This window comes from Actinophytocola algeriensis (genome assembly GCF_014203735.1).
Classification (GTDB): Bacteria; Actinomycetota; Actinomycetes; order Mycobacteriales; family Pseudonocardiaceae; genus Actinophytocola; species Actinophytocola algeriensis.
The window spans coordinates 389,670-404,602 of record NZ_JACHJQ010000011.1 but is presented as its reverse complement, the minus strand read 5'-3'; the positions used below and the strand labels follow the sequence as shown (position 1 = coordinate 404,602).

The following is a 14,933-nucleotide window of genomic DNA, read 5'->3' as shown; positions in this document are numbered from 1 at the left end:
TGGCAGGCAGACCCGCACCCAACGCAAGAAGAACTGCAAAACCGAGAGGCCATCCCAGAGACCTGCCCCTCCGGCGAGGAGCCCCCGGAGGGCACGCCCATCCGCCGAAGACACCCCAACACCAACCAACAGCCGAAATCCATCGGTGGATCCAGGTTGAGTGCCCCTGAAAGCGCCTTTCACAGCACCACCAGCAGCGCGAAGATCCGATGGCCCAAGGCAGAGTCCCGCCCGCGACTGCGGAGAAACTCAGGCAGCGGCCTTGTCGGCGGACTCCGCGTCGGCCACGACCGCCTGCGAAGCCACAGCGGCCTGCGGAGCCGCCGCCGCGACCCGGCGGTGGTGCCGCACGAGACCGGTCACCAGGCCACCCAGCCCGACCACGACGGCCGCGATGCCGACCGGGCCGATGGGGAACTGCATGTTGGACGCGGCGACGCCGTCAGCCGTGCTCGCGCTCGCCACCACCGCGCCGGTCACCAGAGCGACCGGCACCAGGGCCAGGACCACACTCACCCGAACCAGCCTGGCGACCGCCAAGACAACCCGGTTGCGCACTGGTGCGCCTCCTGCGCTCGTCACCAATCGGGTAACCCCCGTTTGGGGGGCCCAAGACTGGGAAACCCTACACACGGTGGCGTGGAGTTAGCCCAATCGGTACGTCGCGGGAGAGTAGACCCCTCGGTGTGCCGACGATCACGCGGGTCCAGGGTCGCCCTGCTGACCTGCGGCAACCCAGCCGTTGCGCTCCGCACCCGTGATGAGGGCTCGCATCGCCTCTCCCAATGCTGAAGACGCCTGACCTATGTGTTCGGTTCTCGACCGAACGACATCCGCCGTGACTCCCGGCGTCAGCCACGTGCCGCCACCCGCCATCCAGTTCAGCAGGTTCGGCTCCAGCCGGTCGATGGCCTTGGCGAACCGGGCCTCCGGGGTCCTGCGCTCCTCGAACTCGTCCCACAGCGCGCGGAACTCGCGGGCCTGGTCCGCGGGCAGCAACCCGAACAGCTTGTCGGCGGCGGCCAGCTCGCGTTCGGCCTGGTCGGTGCGCAGCTTGTCGTCGTAGATCGGGGTGTCGCCCGCGTAGATCTCGACCAGGTCGTGCACGACGACCAGCCGGATCGTGTGGCCGACGTCGATGGGCTCGTCGGCGTACTCGGCGAGCACCGGCACCATCAGCGCGAGGTGCCAGGAGTGCTCGGCGTCGTTCTCCCGCCGGTCGACGGCCGCCAGCGTCGAGGCCCGCAGCACGGTCTTGAGCCGGTCCACCTCGATCAGGAATGCCAGCTGCTGTCCGAGCCGCCCGTCGATGGGCAGCGGCCGACGCTCGACAAGCAAGGGTTCGTCCACGTCCGTGACCTTGTCATTCACACAGAAGTGCGAGCAAGGCGGTTACGCTCACTCGTCGTGAAGATCACCGTGCTCGGGAGTTGCGCTGCCTGGCCGGAGCCCGGACGGGCGTGTGCCGGGTTCCTCGTCGAGCACGCCGGGTTCCGGCTCGTGCTGGACCTCGGGTTCGGGACGCTGCCGCGGCTCCTCGCGCTGTGCCCGAACGGGGCGGTGGACGCCGTCGTCATCACACACCAGCACAGTGACCACTGCGTCGACCTCAACGGCCTGCTGCGGGTCCGCCACTACGGCGAGCGCACCTTCGACCGGATCCCGCTGTACTGCCCGCCCGGCGTCGCCGAGCTGGTCGACAGCCTGGAGCCCGAACCGCGGCTCACCGAGCTGTTCGACGTCCACGAGCTGCCCGGCAGCCACAAGGTGGGCCCGTTCGAGCTGACGAGCGTCGAACTGCCGCACTACGTGACCAACGCGGGCATCCGCCTGCACGCGGCGCACAGAACGGTCGCCTACACAGGTGACACCGGCCCGTCGGAGCGGCTCGCGGAGCTGGGCCGCGAGGCCGATCTCTACATCATGGACGCGACGCTCCAGAACCAGCCGGACGGGCCGCGCAACGTCCTGTCGGCCGAGGAGGCCGGGTACTGGGCGGCACAGGCGCAGGCACGACGTCTCCTGCTCACCCACTTCTGGCCGGGCAACGACCGGGGCGTGTCGCTCCGGCAGGCCGCGGCCCACTTCACGGGTGAGCTGCTCGCCGCGGACGAGGGTCTCGTCATCGACCTGGGCTAGCCGACCTCGGCTAACAGGTGGTGCCCTCCAGCGGGCGTGTGTAGTCCACCGACACCCACCGGCCCTCAGCCAGCTTGCGGAAGCCGTTCCGCACCTCGGTCGAGGCGTCCGCCTCCTCGCCCGCCGCCAGCTCGTCGACCACGTTGGCCGGGTCGATGGCGGGCGCGGACCGGACCCGGACCCCGTCGTCGGTCGACTCGACCCGGCAGGCCGACGTCTCACTGGACGCCGGCGTCCCGTTCTCTCCCTGCTCACGACGCTGGTCGGTGCCCTGCACGTACAGCAATCCGACCCCGGCGAGAAGCACTAGCGCGATCAACGTCCGCTTGCCGCTCCACTTGATCTTCACCGGCACCGCTCCTCAACGCGCGGAGACTTCCCTGCCTGTATAACGCAGGCCCGTCGAGAATCAAATGAAGCGCGATGCGAACCACTCGCTAGACGCAGCGTCAGGGGGCGCCCACCACGCTCCGTGAAAACGAAAACCACGCCCGCACGGAGTGTGCGGGCGTGGTCCTCGAACGAGCGATGGTCAGGCGGACGCCATCTTCTTCTGCAGGTTCTCGTCCAGCGTCGCGAGGAACTCCTCGGTGGTCTGGAACTCCTGGTCCTTGCTGATCAGCAGGGCCAGGTCCTTGGTCATCCTGCCACTCTCGACGGTCTCCACGACGACCTGCTCCAGCGCGTCGGCGAAGCCGGTGACCTCGGGGGTCGAGTCCAGCTTGCCGCGGTGGGCGAGGCCACGGGTCCACGCGTAGATGGACGCGATCGGGTTGGTCGAGGTCGGCTTGCCCGCCTGGTGCTGGCGGAAGTGCCTGGTCACGGTGCCGTGCGCGGCCTCGGCCTCGACGGTCCTGCCGTCCGGCGTCATCAGCACCGACGTCATCAGGCCCAGCGAGCCGAAGCCCTGCGCGACCGTGTCGGACTGGACGTCACCGTCGTAGTTCTTGCACGCCCAGACGTAGCCGCCCTCCCACTTCATCGCCGCGGCGACCATGTCGTCGATCAGGCGGTGCTCGTAGGTCAGGCCCTTGGCGTCGAACTCGGCCTTGAACTCCTCCTCGAAGACGCGCTGGAAGATGTCCTTGAACGCGCCGTCGTAGGCCTTGAGGATGGTGTTCTTGGTCGACATGTAGACCGGGTACTCGCGCTGCAGGCCGTAGGCGAACGAAGCGCGGGCGAAGTCCTCGATGGACTTGTTGTAGTTGTACATGCCCATCGCGACACCGCCCCCCTCCGGGTAGTTCGCGACGACGTGCTGGATCGGCTCGGAACCGTCCTCCGGCGTGAAGGTGATGGTCAGCTCGCCGGCGCCGGGCACCTTGAAGTTGGTGGCCTTGTACTGGTCACCGTGGGCGTGACGGCCGATGATGATCGGCTTGGTCCAGCCCGGCACCAGCCGCGGGATGTTCGAGATGATGATCGGCTCGCGGAACACCACGCCGCCGAGGATGTTGCGGATCGTGCCGTTGGGCGAGACCCACATCTTCTTCAGCCCGAACTCCTCGACCCGCGCCTCGTCCGGCGTGATCGTGGCGCACTTCACACCGACGCCGTGCTTCTTGATGGCGTTGGCGGAGTGGATGGTGACCTGGTCGTCGGTCGCGTCCCGGTGCTCGATGCCGAGGTCGTAGTACTCCAGGTTGACGTCCAGGTACGGGTGGATCAGCTTTTCCTTGATGAACTGCCAGATGATGCGAGTCATCTCATCGCCGTCGAGCTCGACGACCGTTCCCTGGACCTTGATCTTGGCCATGTGCCGGGATGCTCCTCTCCGCGTCTTCGGTGCGCGCGTGCAGGTCTGTTCAGCCCCCGCAAACGGTACACGCGTACTGCTAGGTCCGCTCAGGCGAGGCCCGCCACCGCCGCGATGATCTTCTGGGAGACCACGGGCTGCTCGCGGCCGCCCATGTGCAGTGTGTTGACGGAGAAGACGACGCGCCTGCCGAGGTCCCGCGTGGCGGCCATGCCGTTGTTGTAGCCGGGCCGGTCGCCGGTCTTGCCCCAGAAGACGATGTCGCCGACCGGCAGCCGCGCGATGCCGTGGCCGAGGTAGGCGTTCTGGTCGCTCTCGTGGACCTTGACGTCGGGGATCCGGAACAGCAGCGCGGTCTGCGCCTTCGGCAGGAGCTTGCCGGACAGGAGCGCGACGAGGAAGCGGTCGAGGTCGGGCGCGTTGGAGATCATCTCGGCGGCGGCCCACTGGTAGGTCGGGTTGGCGTCGGTGATGTCGGTGTAGGTGCCGTCGTTCAGCTCGTAGCCGCGGGCGTGCGGGCCGTGGATCCGGGTGTCGGCGCCGGGCACGGTCGTGGCGGACAGGCGCAGCGGGCGGATGATGCCGGCGCGGATCGCGTCGCCGTAGGGGCGGCCGGTGACCTTCTCGATGACGGCACCGAGGACGAGGTAGTCGATGTTGCCGTAGTTCTGCGCCGTGCCCGGGGCGAACCGCATGTCCTTGACCGTGCCGTCCTCCCGGTAGAACGCGAGGTCGAAGAGCTGGCGCGGCGTCCAGGTGTCGAAGCGGTGCCGGAGGAACCAGACGGGGTCCTTGTGGTCGATCTCCATGCTGGGCAGGCCGGACGTGTAGGTGAGGAGCTGGTCGACGGTGATGGGCGGGAACTCGGCAGGCAGGACGTCCGGCGCGTAGGACTGCACGCTCCGGTGGAGCTCGAGCCTGCCCTTGGCGACGAGCTGGAGGGCGGCGGTGGCGGTGAACGTCTTGGTCATGCTGCCGATGCGGAACCGGCCGTCGGCGGGGACGCGCTGTCCGGTGTGGACGTTCGCGACACCGGAGGTGCCCCGCCATCGGCCATCGTCGCCGCGGACCTGGAGGAGCGCGCCGCTCGCTTCCTCGTTCGGAAGCCCGGAGATGGCGGCCGCGAGGGCGGCGGGGTCGAGCGGGGGCCGGGTGTCGGCAGCGGCGGGCGCGGCGAGCACCGCGACCGCTGCCGACGTGACAACGGCGATGGCCGTGAGTCGTCTCATGCCGGAAAGCCTTGCCGGAAAGGAAATCCCTGCCATCGGGGGTGAACCCCGGGCAGACCCGGAGATCACCCTGAGACGCCGGGTCGGGCCGGCCGCACCTCCCACTGCGCGGGCAACGTCACCTCAGGACCGTGCGGCCCACTCCTCCGCCAACATGGCGTACACGACCTCGTCGGTCCACTCGCCCTTCACGATCTCGTTCTTCACGAAGTGCGCTTCCTTGCGCATCCCCAGTCGCTCCATCAGCTTCCCCGACGCGGTGTTCACGGCGGCGGCGCGGCCGATGACGCGGTGCAACCCCATCTGTTCGAACGCCATCCGCAGCACCTCCACCGCGGCCTCGCGCGCGTACCCGTGCCCGTGGTGTCGCGGGTCGAAGATGAACCCGAGTTCGCCGCTGCCGTGCTCGGCCGACAACCACCGCAGGTTCACCTCCCCGACCAGCTCGCCGGTCTCCTGGTGCTCGACGGCGAACACGACGCCGTCGCCTTCCTTCTCGATCGTCGGGTGTTCGATGCGGTACTTCAGTGACCGCTCGGACTCCTCGCGTGTCCTCGCCTCCCACAACAGGAAGCGGGCCACCTCGGGGAGGCTGTGGTAAGCGTGCAGCGTGTCGATGTCGGACTCGGTGAACTCGCGGAGGACCAGCCGGGCGGTCCTGATCGGGTAGTCGGGTTTGAGCACGTCCGCCAAACTACGCGACGCGGCGCGTGCGGCCCCACGGTTTGAGGACCGACAGGACCGCGTTGGTCACGTACATCGACGTCGACACGATGCCCGCCGCCAGCATGTCCAGCGCCAGCGGGCCGGTGTCCGCGAGCCGGTCGGCGGGGGTCGCGGCGACCAGCGCCGACAGCTCGCGCAGACCGGGCAGCAGCGACAGCGGGATCAGCACGACGGCGATCACCGTCAGCAGGAGCTTCACCAGCACCCACCGGTACCGGACGAGTCCCCACTTCGTGTACATCCCCAGCAGCACCCCGGAAACAAGCGCCAGCAGGCTCACCGGGATCAGCAGCGGCCCGCCGATCAGGTACATCGCGCCCAACGCGGCGTGCTGCGTGCCGGGGTCGTCGGTCGTGAGGCCGGTGATCGCGAGCGTCAGGTTCCCGACGTTCAGTCCGAGCCACCCGACGGAGACGACGATGTGCGGCAACAGCAGCAGCTTGCGCGCGGCCGGGGTGAGTCTTCTCGTGGCGGCGCGCTCGGTGGTGGTCATGCCTCTTATGTTCGGTTCGCGACGGCGCCGTGTCGTCAGCGCGGGCGCGACACCCGGGCTGCTCCCGGCGCGGTAGCGGGGCGGCGGTGGCTACTCTTCGCGAGGTAGGCGGACGTGCCATGATGACGCCATGGCGATGTGGCTGACCACCGACTCCGAGGCCAACGAGCTGCTCGAGCGCGAGCCGTTGGCGCTCGTCATCGGGATGCTGCTGGACCAGCAGATCACGATCGAGGTCGCGTTCCTCGGGCCGAAGAAGATCCTCGACCGCATCGGCTCGCTCGACGCGCGCACGATCGCCGAGTACGACCCGGAGAAGTTCGCGGCGCTGTGCTCCACCCCGCCCGCGATCCACCGCTTCCCCGGCGCCATGGCCAAGCGCGTGCAGGCCCTGTGCCAGGGCCTGGTCGACGAGTACGACGGCAGCGCGGAAGCACTGTGGACCGCGGGCAACCCGAACGGCGCCGAGGTGCTCAAGCGGCTCAAGGCGCTGCCCGGCTACGGCGACGTCAAGGCGCAGATCTTCCTGGCCCTGCTCGGCAAGCAGCGCGGCCTGAAGGCGACCGGCTGGCAGAAGGCGGCCGGCGAGTTCGGCAAGAAGAACACGTACCTGTCGGTCGCGGACATCACCGACCAGGCGAGCCTGCTCGAAGTGCGCGCGTACAAGAAGCAGATGAAGGCGGCCGCGAAGGCGGCGAAGGCCTAGCGCCGAGGGTTGGTCTGCCCGCGGCCTCGGGTGTGGTGAGGGGCTCACGCCCCCACGCCTGCGCGCGTTCCGCGCGGCTGGTGGGGGCACGCCCCGGCACGCTCCAGCCCGCTGACGAGAACCTACTGCTGCTGCGCCTCGGCGCCGCGCATGTTCACGGTCATGGCCGTCATCAGGTTTCTCTCGTTGAAGTTCGCGGTCACGGAGAACGCGGGGCCCTCGATGTGCACCTGGGTGTCGTTCTCCTGCACGCGCAGGCCGCGGTTGACGGCGTAGGAGCGGAAAGCGCGGCGCTGGTCGAAGAACCGCAGCTCGGCGACGCCCTGCTGCAGCACGCGGGACACGCGCGGGCCTTCCGGTGCGGGCAGCACGAACGAGGGGTGCTCGATGAGCATGCCGATGCGCGTGCCGCCGCCGACCGGGCCCTGGTAACCGGTCCAGCGCTTCATGACGGCCTTCGCGGCCTCCATCATCAGCGACGCGACCCGCGCGGGCTCGGTCGGTGACCCGGGCAGGTCGTCGAACGGGACCTCGGCCTCGGTGAACTCGGGGATGCCGTGTTCCTTGCCGAAGTCGCGCAGCTGCTCGGCGAGCCAGGTGACCTCCGGGCGGTAGCCGGACGGGTTGGCCCACGACCACAACCAGGAGCGCGGGCCGGGAGCGGCGCTGCCGAGCAGGTGCACGGCCGAGGCGGTCAGCGGCTGGTCGCCGCCGAAGCCGAACCGCGGGACGGCGAAGTCGACCTCCCACGGCGGGACCCCGACGGTGTCCATCAGGTGGATCTGGTGTTCGAGCGACAGCAGCGCGGCGTCATCCTGAAGATCGAAAAAGGTGGGCACGGCGGTGACGCTACCGGTCCGGGTCGCCTGGGGTGCCCCGAAAGACGCTTTCAGGGCGTTGCGTGCCAGGAAAGCGTCTCCGGGACGTCAGGCCGGGGTCAGAGCTTGCGGCCGACCGCCGCCGCGCTGCATTCCTCCACCTGGCTCAGCGGGCGCAGGCGCGGGCCGTCCGGCCACCAGAGGTCCGACAGTTCGAAGTCGGCGGGCTTGCCGGGGCCCGGCGGGATGATCTCCAGGCCGGGCAGGAACTCCCGCAGCTGCGCCTTCGTGCGGAACCGGCCGGAACCCATGGGGCTGTGGATGAACACGTCCTCCATGCGCCGCGCGAGTTCGCTGTGGCCCGGGGTCTGCGGGTCGAGGAAGTGCGAGATCGCGACGAAGGAACCCGACGGCAGCTCGTCGATGTACTCCTGCATCAACTCGCCGCCGTTCTCCGCGGTGTAGTGGTGCAGGGTGCCGACGTGCAGCAGGCCGATCGGCTTCGTGAAGTCGAGGTACTTGCGCACGGTCGGGTTCTGCAGCACCTTCTGCGGCTCGAAGATGTCCGCCGCCACGAAGTGCGTGAAGTCGTTGTCCTCCAACAGTGCCTCGCCGTGGGCGATGACCACCGGGTCGTTGTCGACGTAGACGACCCGTGCTTCCGGGTCGATGCGCTGCGCGATCTGGTGCGTGTTCTCGGCGGTCGGCAGACCCGACCCGCAGTCGAGGAACTGGCGGATGCCGCCCTGGTCGGTGAGGAACCGCACGGCCCTGGTCAGGAAGTTCCGGTTCGACCAGGCGAGGTCCTGAGCCTCCGGCGCGACCTTCTGCACCTTGTGGAAGACCTCGCGGTCGATCCCGTAGTTGTCCTTGCCGCCAAGGAACGCGTCGTAGACGCGAGCGATGCTCGCCCTGGTCGGATCCACCCCGACCGGAACCATGCTCGGCGCTTCGTACTTGGACGCCGTGTCGGACATCGCAAACCTCACAGGCAGAAGACACGTGGACCGACCCAGCGTAGCGACGCCTGCCACGTCGGTAAACGAGGGAGTGGATCATGAGAACCCACCCATGCGTGCCCGTGCATCTGCACTTGCGCAGGTGAGAAAGCTGCGCTGACCACCGGCTTTGCCTTGGGGCGCCCGGAAAAGTCACCCGAACGGTCTAGCGACAGCTTGCCACGCAAGGAACTTCACGATCATGAGCCTGTCGTCACGGTCCCCGCGGTGCCGTCGGTCAGCGCGGAAAGTCTCCTGAGGCGGCGCCACGCCGCGGTCGCGCACAGCACGGTGACCAGCGCCAGCAGTGTCGCGAACACGGCAGGCCACCACGTGTTCATGGTGATGGCCAGCAGCACGTTGACCACCGTCGCCGCGAGGTACAGCGTGGCCAGGAACAGCGGGGCGACCGCCGGGTGGCGCACCCATGACGGCGCGGTTCGGCGCGGACGGCGTCGAAGCATCGCACCTCCAGGAGCTCACTCCGGAGATCGCGGTACACCGGCCGTCAGTTACCGCGATCCGATCTCGATCTGATCACCAGGAAAACCAGATCGGGCTCGCCGCGCGGGACCGGGATCTCGAGGGTCTCCACCGCGCCGAAGCGCTCCGCCAGTGCGGCCGTGAACGCCGGGGACCGGCCCGCGCTCCACACCGCCAGCACGCCGCCGGGCGCGAGCGCGGTGCCGATCATCGCCAGACCCGTCCGGTCGTACAGCGACGCGTTGCCCTCGTCGACTGTCCACTCTGGACCGTTGTCGATGTCCAGGCACAGCGCGCCGAACCGGCCCGCCGCCGGCAGGTACGTCAGGAGGTCCGCCCGCACGACCCGGACCCGGGGGTCGGCGAGGACACCGGCGTTGCCGAGCTCGTTCCGGTTCCACTCGATCACCGAGGGCTCGCGCTCGACGACGACCACGGACCCCACCGACGGGTGGCCGAGCGCCTCCCGCAGCGAGAAGCCGACACCGAGACCACCGATCAGCATCGTGGTGCCCGCCGGCATGCGGTCGGCGGCCGCGTTGACCATCAGGCGCTCGGACTCGCCGTTGCGGGTGTCCATCAGGAACACGCCGTTCGCGATGATCTCGTGGTGCGGGCCCACGCGCCTCAGCACCAATTCGCCACACACACCGTCGACACGCGCCAGAACCTCGGAGACCACCCCAACAGACTAGAAGCGAACCCGGCCGCGCGGACTTACCCTGAGGGCATGCAGGCCGCGATCGGCGACCGGCTGCACGTGCACGGTCGCACAGTAGGCAACCCGGACCAGACCGCCGAGATCATCGAAGTGCGCGGCGAAGACGGCGCACCGCCCTACGTCGTCCGCTATCCGGACGGCCACGAGGGCCTCGTCTTCCCCGGGCCCGACTCCGTGGTCGAGGCCGCGCCTTCTGGGGAGTGACCCCAGAGGCCCGGGAAACACCATGAGCGGCGCCCGGCAGGACCCGGCACGCCGCCCATGGCTCAACCGCGCGCCCGGTCAGACCCTGGTGAGCTCGTCGATCAGCGCGTCGACGTCGAAGTGGTCGTCCTCGCCGCCGAGCGGGACCAGCTCCTCGGTGGCGTCGAGGAAGTCGTCGACCGACTGGTGGTCCAGCTCCAGCAGGGCGTAGCCCTCCGGCGACTCGATCTCGACGATCAGCATGTGCAGCCCGCGCTCCTCGAGGGGCCGGAACCGGACGTCGCCGACTCCGGCGGACGCGGTCAGCCCCTCGACGAGCAGCTCGCGGGAGAACACCCACTCGACCCAGCGGTCCCGTTCGGTCTGGAACGTGGCGACCACCGTGAACGGGTGGTCGGCACGGTAGGACCAGCGGGAACGGACCGGCGTGGTGCCGTCGTACAATGCGACGAGCTCGGCGTGAACAGCTTCGGTGGTCATCTCTGGCCCTCCTCCTTCGATCCGCCACTGGGATGTGGGTCGGTCGAGGGTGAGATGCGGCGACCGGCCGAATCTGACGAACATCGCCGGATGTTCACGCCATCAGGTGTGACCGGGGCCACACACGTAACACGTGACCTGCGGTTTTACTGGCGTCGCCGCTTCAGATGAGGCCGAGGCCCCGCACCGCGTCGCGCTCCTCGGACAGCTCCTGGACCGAGGCGTCGATGCGCTCGCGGGAGAAGTCGTCGATCTCCAGGCCCTGAATGATCTCCCACTCGCCGTCGGCGCAGCGGACCGGGAACGACGAGATCAGGCCCTCGGGGACGCCGTAGGAGCCGTCGGAGACGACCGCCATCGAGGTCCAGTCGGTGCCGTTGACCCAGTCGTGGACGTGGTCGATCGCGGCGTTGGCGGCGGACGCGGCCGAGGACGCACCCCGGGCCTCGATGATCGCGGCGCCCCGCTTGGCGACGGTCGGGATGAAGGTGTCCTTCAGCCACTCGTCGTCGTTCACGGCGGCCGCGGCGGTCTGGCCACCCACCTCGGCGTGGTACAGGTCCGGGTACTGGGTCGCGGAGTGGTTGCCCCAGATCGTCATCTTCGCGATGTCGGTCACCGAGACGTCCAGCTTGGCCGCGAGCTGCGACAGCGCGCGGTTGTGGTCAAGGCGCGTCATGGCGGTGAACCGCTCGGCCGGCACGTCCGGCGCGTGCGACTGGGCGATCAGCGCGTTGGTGTTGGCCGGGTTGCCGACCACCAGCACGCGCACGTCGTCGGCCGCGCCCGCGTTGATGGCCTCACCCTGCGGCTTGAAGATGCCACCGTTGGCCTCGAGCAGGTCACCGCGCTCCATGCCCTTCGTGCGGGGGCGGGCGCCGACCAGCAGCGCGACGTTCACGCCGTCGAAGGCACGCTTCGGGTCGTCGGTGATGTCGATGCCACTGAGCAGCGGGAAGGCGCAGTCGTCGAGCTCCATGGCGGTGCCCTCGGCGGCCTTCAGCGCCGGGGGGATCTCCAGCAGCGACAGCCGGACGGGCGTGTCCGGCCCGAGGAGCTGCCCGGAGGCGATGCGGAACAGCAGTGCGTAACCGATCTGGCCGGCGGCACCGGTGACGGTGACCTTGACGGCAGCCTTGCTTGCCACGGGGAAGATCCTCCCGAATACGAAGAGAAAAACCGGTGCGGCGAGGCTATCAAGGCACGGTGTTTGCGCGGGTCACGCGGGTGTCGTGGGCGGACATACATCACTTGATGGATTTAGTCCCGGCGCGGTGCGGGCACACAGGTCAGCGCGGCACCCATTCCGCCGACGACTGCCACACGCTGCGGTGCGAGCGGACGGTCACGTCGTCCGGGAGGCCGTCCGGGTGGAAGGAGCGTTCGGCGCCGGCCCGGTCCGCCGCCAGCTCGGTCATCAGCTCCGCCGCGCGGTGCCTGCCGCGCACCAGCAGCACGGTCTCGGAGTGCAGGGCGGGGCGGGTGTGTGCGATCACCTCGACGCGGTACCGCGCGCGGCCCGTCGCCCGTGCGACCGCGAGGACCGCGCCCCCGATGCCGAGCGCGACCAGCTCGACCGCGATGACCGGGGACGCGACCAGCCACAGCAGCGCCGGGCCCATGGCCTCGGAGTAGGTGATCGGCGCGAGGAGGACCTCGATCACGCGGTCACCGGCCGTCTTCTTCTCCTCCGGTGGCGGGGGTGGCGGCGTGCTCAGCTCGCGGCGCGGGTTGAGGCCGAGCAGGTAGGCCATCGGCCGCACCACCCGGCGCCACGGTGAGAACCGCGGCCCGACCGTCCACTGCCGCCCTTTGGCGTCGCGCACCCTGATCATCACGCCCCCGGATCCAGTCGGCCGCAGCCTGCCAGACGCCGTGGGTGCGAGCGGACGGGCGTCAGTTGCCCAGCGGGCCGCCTTCGATGGTCATCGCCACGAGGATCATGCAGGCGCCGAAGGCCGAGTAGGTCAGGACGTCGACACCGCGGCCGCGGATCAGGATCAGGCCGGCCTGCTCGTCGGTCAGCAGGGCCCGCAGGCCCGCCGCCAGGAACAGCGCGATGCCGATCAGGACGGTGCCCTGCCGCCAGTGGTAGAGCACGATCCGGAACAGGCCGAGCGCCACCACCGCCAGCACCATGCCGAACGGCAGGTGGACCAGCACCGGGTGCCTGCGGCGGTGCGGGGTGCTCATGTGCGCTCCGCCGCCAGGACCGTGTTGGTCAGCAGCATCGCGATGGTCATCGGGCCGACGCCGCCCGGCATCGGGGCGAGCCAGCCTGCCACGTCGCGCACGCCCGGGTGCACGTCGCCGACCAGGCCCTCGTCGGTGCGGGTGATGCCCACGTCGAGGACCGCGGCGCCCGGCTTGACCATGTCCGGCGTGATGAGCGCGGGGTTGCCGGCGGCCGCGACGACGATGTCGGCGCGGCAGACCTCGGCGGCCAGGTCCTTCGTGCCGGTGTGGCACAGGGTCACGGTCGCGTTCTCCGAGCGGCGGGTCAGCAGCAGGCCGAGCGGGCGGCCGACCGTCACGCCCCTGCCGACGACCGTCACGTTCGCGCCCGCGAGGGGCACGTCGTAGCGCTTCAGCAGCTCGATGATGCCGAGCGGGGTGCACGGCAGCGGGCCCCTCTCGCCGAGGACCAGCTTGCCGAGGTTCATGGGGTGCAGGCCGTCGGAGTCCTTCGCCGGGTCGACCCGCGCCAGCGCGGCGCCCGCGTCGAGGTGGCCGGGCAGCGGCAGCTGGATGAGGTAGCCGGTGCAGGCCGGGTCGGCGTTCAGCTCGTCGATGACCTCGTGCAGCTGCTCCTGCGTGGTGTCCGCGGGCAGGTCACGGCGGATCGACGTGATGCCGACCTTGGCGCAGGCGTTGTGCTTGCCCCGCACGTAGGAGTGGGAGCCGGGGTCGTCGCCGACCAGCACGGTGCCGAGACCGGGCACCACACCCCGGTCCGCGAGCGCACGCACGCGCACGCTCAGGTCGGAGAAGATCGCGTTGCGGGTGGCCTTGCCGTCCAGGATCGTCGCGGTCACGTGGTCATCCTCTCACCGAGCGGAGCTCGCGGAGCGAGCAGTGCGGTGGAGCAGAGCTCGCGGAGCGAGCAGTGCGGTGGAACAGAGCGAGCAGGGCTAGCGCGGCCGGACCTGGATGGCGGCGATGCCCACCGCGACCATCGTGAGCACGATGCCGACCAGGCTCGTGACCGACAGCTCGGTCCCTTCGGCCGGGACGAACAGGTCCAGCAGCACCGCACCGGTCAGCTGACCGGCCACCGAGGACATGCCGAGCAGCAACACGCCGATCACCCGGACGGCTGTCACGGCGGTCATGATCGCGACGATCCCCATGGTGCCGCCGGTGTAGAGCCACCACTGGGTGGGTAATGACTCCGGAAGGCCGCGGATCAGCACGTCCACCACCGCGGCCACGAGCAGTGCGGAGGTGCCGACGAGGAAGTTCACGATCGTGGGCACGACGACGTTGTCCGCGGCCACCCGGACCTGACCGTTCACAGCCGACTGCCACGCGAGTCCCAGTCCCGCTACTGCCGGTAACACGGCCCACCAAAGTCCACCCGGATCGGTGACGACGCCATGGTCGTAGACCGAAACGATCACGGCGATCACAGCGAGTGATGCGCCCACCGCTCTGGGAAGTGTGATGGGCTGAGGACCGCCCGGTCCGAGCCCGGCTCGGTCGACCGGCAGGCTGGACACGACCTGACCTGCGACGACGGCGACCGTGAACACCGCGACACCGAGGATCGAGACCGTGAGGCCCTGCATGGTCACGAGGAACGCGCCACAGGTGCCGCCGAGCAGCTGCCAGGGTCGTAGTGCGATCGTCCGAAGCGCTTCCCGCAAACGGCCCACGCCCGCACGGGCGGCTGGCAAGATCGGCAGGGCCGCGAGCAGCAGTACCGACCCGACGGAGAAGGAGATCAGAGCAGCGAGAACCCCGTCGTGCAGCTGATGGCCGAGCTGGCCGTTGATCCGGCCTTGCACGGCCAGACCCACCCCGCCGAGAGCGGCGAGCGCGGCACCCGCCGCGCGCAACCGGGCGGTCGGGTGGTGTGCTGAGGAGAGAGCGGGCGTCGTCACGTGTCGTCATCCTCGTTCACGCGGCCTTGCGAGTGCCACGAGGGCCAGGTAGATAAAGCAGGCTGTGACGCCGACCG

At 69.5% G+C, this 14,933-nt stretch carries 20 protein-coding genes; 3 read left to right on the top strand and 17 right to left on the bottom strand.

Annotated features, from left to right (window positions below; translation table 11 throughout):
* Positions 1–249: 249 nt before the first annotated feature.
* Positions 250–516, bottom strand: coding sequence for a hypothetical protein (locus tag FHR82_RS41395; RefSeq protein ID WP_184816107.1), 267 nt, complete (start codon positions 514–516; stop codon positions 250–252).
* Positions 517–696: 180 nt separating this feature from the next.
* Entirely contained in the window at positions 697–1,350 is a 654-nt protein-coding gene (locus tag FHR82_RS41390; protein ID WP_311771532.1) for an HD domain-containing protein, read from the bottom strand.
* Positions 1,351–1,407: 57 nt separating this feature from the next.
* Here FHR82_RS41390 and FHR82_RS41385 point away from each other — a divergent pair, with 57 nt between their 5' ends.
* Positions 1,408–2,139, top strand: a complete 732-nt coding sequence (locus FHR82_RS41385) for an MBL fold metallo-hydrolase (protein WP_311771531.1) — start codon at positions 1,408–1,410, stop codon at positions 2,137–2,139.
* 10 nt (positions 2,140–2,149) lie between these two features.
* Here FHR82_RS41385 and FHR82_RS41380 read toward each other — a convergent pair whose 3' ends face one another.
* From FHR82_RS41380 to FHR82_RS41360, 5 genes are all read right to left on the bottom strand, one after another.
* A complete protein-coding gene (locus FHR82_RS41380) occupies positions 2,150–2,488 on the bottom strand; it encodes an SH3 domain-containing protein (protein WP_184816105.1) in 339 nt (112 codons plus the stop codon).
* Positions 2,489–2,671: 183 nt separating this feature from the next.
* Positions 2,672–3,895, bottom strand: coding sequence for an NADP-dependent isocitrate dehydrogenase (locus tag FHR82_RS41375; protein WP_184816104.1), 1,224 nt, complete (start codon positions 3,893–3,895; stop codon positions 2,672–2,674).
* An 89-nt stretch (positions 3,896–3,984) separates the two neighbouring features.
* Entirely contained in the window at positions 3,985–5,124 is a 1,140-nt protein-coding gene (locus tag FHR82_RS41370) for a serine hydrolase domain-containing protein (protein WP_184816103.1), read from the bottom strand.
* 123 nt (positions 5,125–5,247) lie between these two features.
* Complete coding sequence (locus FHR82_RS41365) at positions 5,248–5,808, bottom strand: GNAT family N-acetyltransferase (protein WP_184816102.1); 561 nt, start codon at positions 5,806–5,808, stop codon at positions 5,248–5,250.
* A 10-nt stretch (positions 5,809–5,818) separates the two neighbouring features.
* The gene (locus tag FHR82_RS41360) at positions 5,819–6,343 is read right to left on the bottom strand and encodes a hypothetical protein (protein WP_184816101.1); all 525 of its coding nucleotides are present in this window, start codon (positions 6,341–6,343) and stop codon (positions 5,819–5,821) included.
* 130 nt (positions 6,344–6,473) lie between these two features.
* Between FHR82_RS41360 and FHR82_RS41355 the strand changes: the two genes are divergently transcribed.
* Entirely contained in the window at positions 6,474–7,049 is a 576-nt protein-coding gene (locus tag FHR82_RS41355; protein WP_184816100.1) for an HhH-GPD-type base excision DNA repair protein, read from the top strand.
* Between the two features lie 122 nt (positions 7,050–7,171).
* Here FHR82_RS41355 and FHR82_RS41350 read toward each other — a convergent pair whose 3' ends face one another.
* The 4 genes from FHR82_RS41350 to FHR82_RS41335 form a co-directional block, all read right to left on the bottom strand.
* Positions 7,172–7,888 (bottom strand): DUF6882 domain-containing protein, encoded by a 717-nt coding sequence (locus FHR82_RS41350; protein WP_184816099.1) that lies wholly within the window; start codon positions 7,886–7,888, stop codon positions 7,172–7,174.
* Positions 7,889–7,986: 98 nt separating this feature from the next.
* Positions 7,987–8,844, bottom strand: a complete 858-nt coding sequence (locus FHR82_RS41345; protein WP_184816098.1) for an SAM-dependent methyltransferase — start codon at positions 8,842–8,844, stop codon at positions 7,987–7,989.
* A 221-nt stretch (positions 8,845–9,065) separates the two neighbouring features.
* Complete coding sequence (locus FHR82_RS41340; protein WP_184816097.1) at positions 9,066–9,329, bottom strand: hypothetical protein; 264 nt, start codon at positions 9,327–9,329, stop codon at positions 9,066–9,068.
* Between the two features lie 44 nt (positions 9,330–9,373).
* Entirely contained in the window at positions 9,374–9,982 is a 609-nt protein-coding gene (locus FHR82_RS41335) for a spermine/spermidine synthase domain-containing protein (RefSeq protein ID WP_311771530.1), read from the bottom strand.
* Between the two features lie 96 nt (positions 9,983–10,078).
* Here FHR82_RS41335 and FHR82_RS41330 point away from each other — a divergent pair, with 96 nt between their 5' ends.
* The gene (locus FHR82_RS41330; protein ID WP_184816095.1) at positions 10,079–10,273 is read left to right on the top strand and encodes a DUF1918 domain-containing protein; all 195 of its coding nucleotides are present in this window, start codon (positions 10,079–10,081) and stop codon (positions 10,271–10,273) included.
* Positions 10,274–10,351: 78 nt separating this feature from the next.
* Here FHR82_RS41330 and FHR82_RS41325 read toward each other — a convergent pair whose 3' ends face one another.
* The 6 genes from FHR82_RS41325 to FHR82_RS41300 all read right to left on the bottom strand — a co-directional run bounded on the left by FHR82_RS41325 (position 10,352) and on the right by FHR82_RS41300 (position 14,856).
* Positions 10,352–10,753 (bottom strand): SsgA family sporulation/cell division regulator, encoded by a 402-nt coding sequence (locus FHR82_RS41325; RefSeq protein ID WP_184816094.1) that lies wholly within the window; start codon positions 10,751–10,753, stop codon positions 10,352–10,354.
* 163 nt (positions 10,754–10,916) lie between these two features.
* Entirely contained in the window at positions 10,917–11,900 is a 984-nt protein-coding gene (locus FHR82_RS41320) for a malate dehydrogenase (protein WP_184816093.1), read from the bottom strand.
* Positions 11,901–12,042: 142 nt separating this feature from the next.
* Positions 12,043–12,591, bottom strand: coding sequence for a hypothetical protein (locus FHR82_RS41315; RefSeq protein ID WP_184816092.1), 549 nt, complete (start codon positions 12,589–12,591; stop codon positions 12,043–12,045).
* Between the two features lie 58 nt (positions 12,592–12,649).
* Positions 12,650–12,946 carry a DUF3017 domain-containing protein gene (locus FHR82_RS41310; RefSeq protein ID WP_184816091.1) on the bottom strand — a complete coding sequence of 99 codons (297 nt, stop codon included), beginning with the start codon at positions 12,944–12,946 and terminating at the stop codon, positions 12,650–12,652.
* Positions 12,943–13,788 carry a bifunctional methylenetetrahydrofolate dehydrogenase/methenyltetrahydrofolate cyclohydrolase gene (locus FHR82_RS41305; RefSeq protein WP_184816090.1) on the bottom strand — a complete coding sequence of 282 codons (846 nt, stop codon included), beginning with the start codon at positions 13,786–13,788 and terminating at the stop codon, positions 12,943–12,945. Before FHR82_RS41305 ends, FHR82_RS41310 begins: the two co-directional genes overlap by 4 nt.
* A 96-nt stretch (positions 13,789–13,884) precedes the next feature.
* Entirely contained in the window at positions 13,885–14,856 is a 972-nt protein-coding gene (locus tag FHR82_RS41300) for a DMT family transporter (RefSeq protein ID WP_311771529.1), read from the bottom strand.
* Positions 14,857–14,933 lie beyond the last annotated feature (77 nt).

What these genes read in the sequence shown, in the direction of transcription:
- FHR82_RS41375 (WP_184816104.1), bottom strand. Translation starts at nt 3,895, where the DNA reads ATGGCCAAGATCAAGGTCCAGGGAACGGTCGTCGAGCTCGACGGCGAT.
- FHR82_RS41370 (WP_184816103.1), bottom strand. Translation starts at nt 5,124, where the DNA reads ATGAGACGACTCACGGCCATCGCCGTTGTCACGTCGGCAGCGGTCGCG.
- FHR82_RS41360 (WP_184816101.1), bottom strand. Translation starts at nt 6,343, where the DNA reads ATGACCACCACCGAGCGCGCCGCCACGAGAAGACTCACCCCGGCCGCG.
- FHR82_RS41355 (WP_184816100.1), top strand. Translation starts at nt 6,474, where the DNA reads ATGGCGATGTGGCTGACCACCGACTCCGAGGCCAACGAGCTGCTCGAG.
- FHR82_RS41345 (WP_184816098.1), bottom strand. Translation starts at nt 8,844, where the DNA reads ATGTCCGACACGGCGTCCAAGTACGAAGCGCCGAGCATGGTTCCGGTC.
- FHR82_RS41340 (WP_184816097.1), bottom strand. Translation starts at nt 9,329, where the DNA reads ATGCTTCGACGCCGTCCGCGCCGAACCGCGCCGTCATGGGTGCGCCAC.
- FHR82_RS41330 (WP_184816095.1), top strand. Translation starts at nt 10,079, where the DNA reads ATGCAGGCCGCGATCGGCGACCGGCTGCACGTGCACGGTCGCACAGTA.
- FHR82_RS41325 (WP_184816094.1), bottom strand. Translation starts at nt 10,753, where the DNA reads ATGACCACCGAAGCTGTTCACGCCGAGCTCGTCGCATTGTACGACGGC.
- FHR82_RS41310 (WP_184816091.1), bottom strand. Translation starts at nt 12,946, where the DNA reads ATGAGCACCCCGCACCGCCGCAGGCACCCGGTGCTGGTCCACCTGCCG.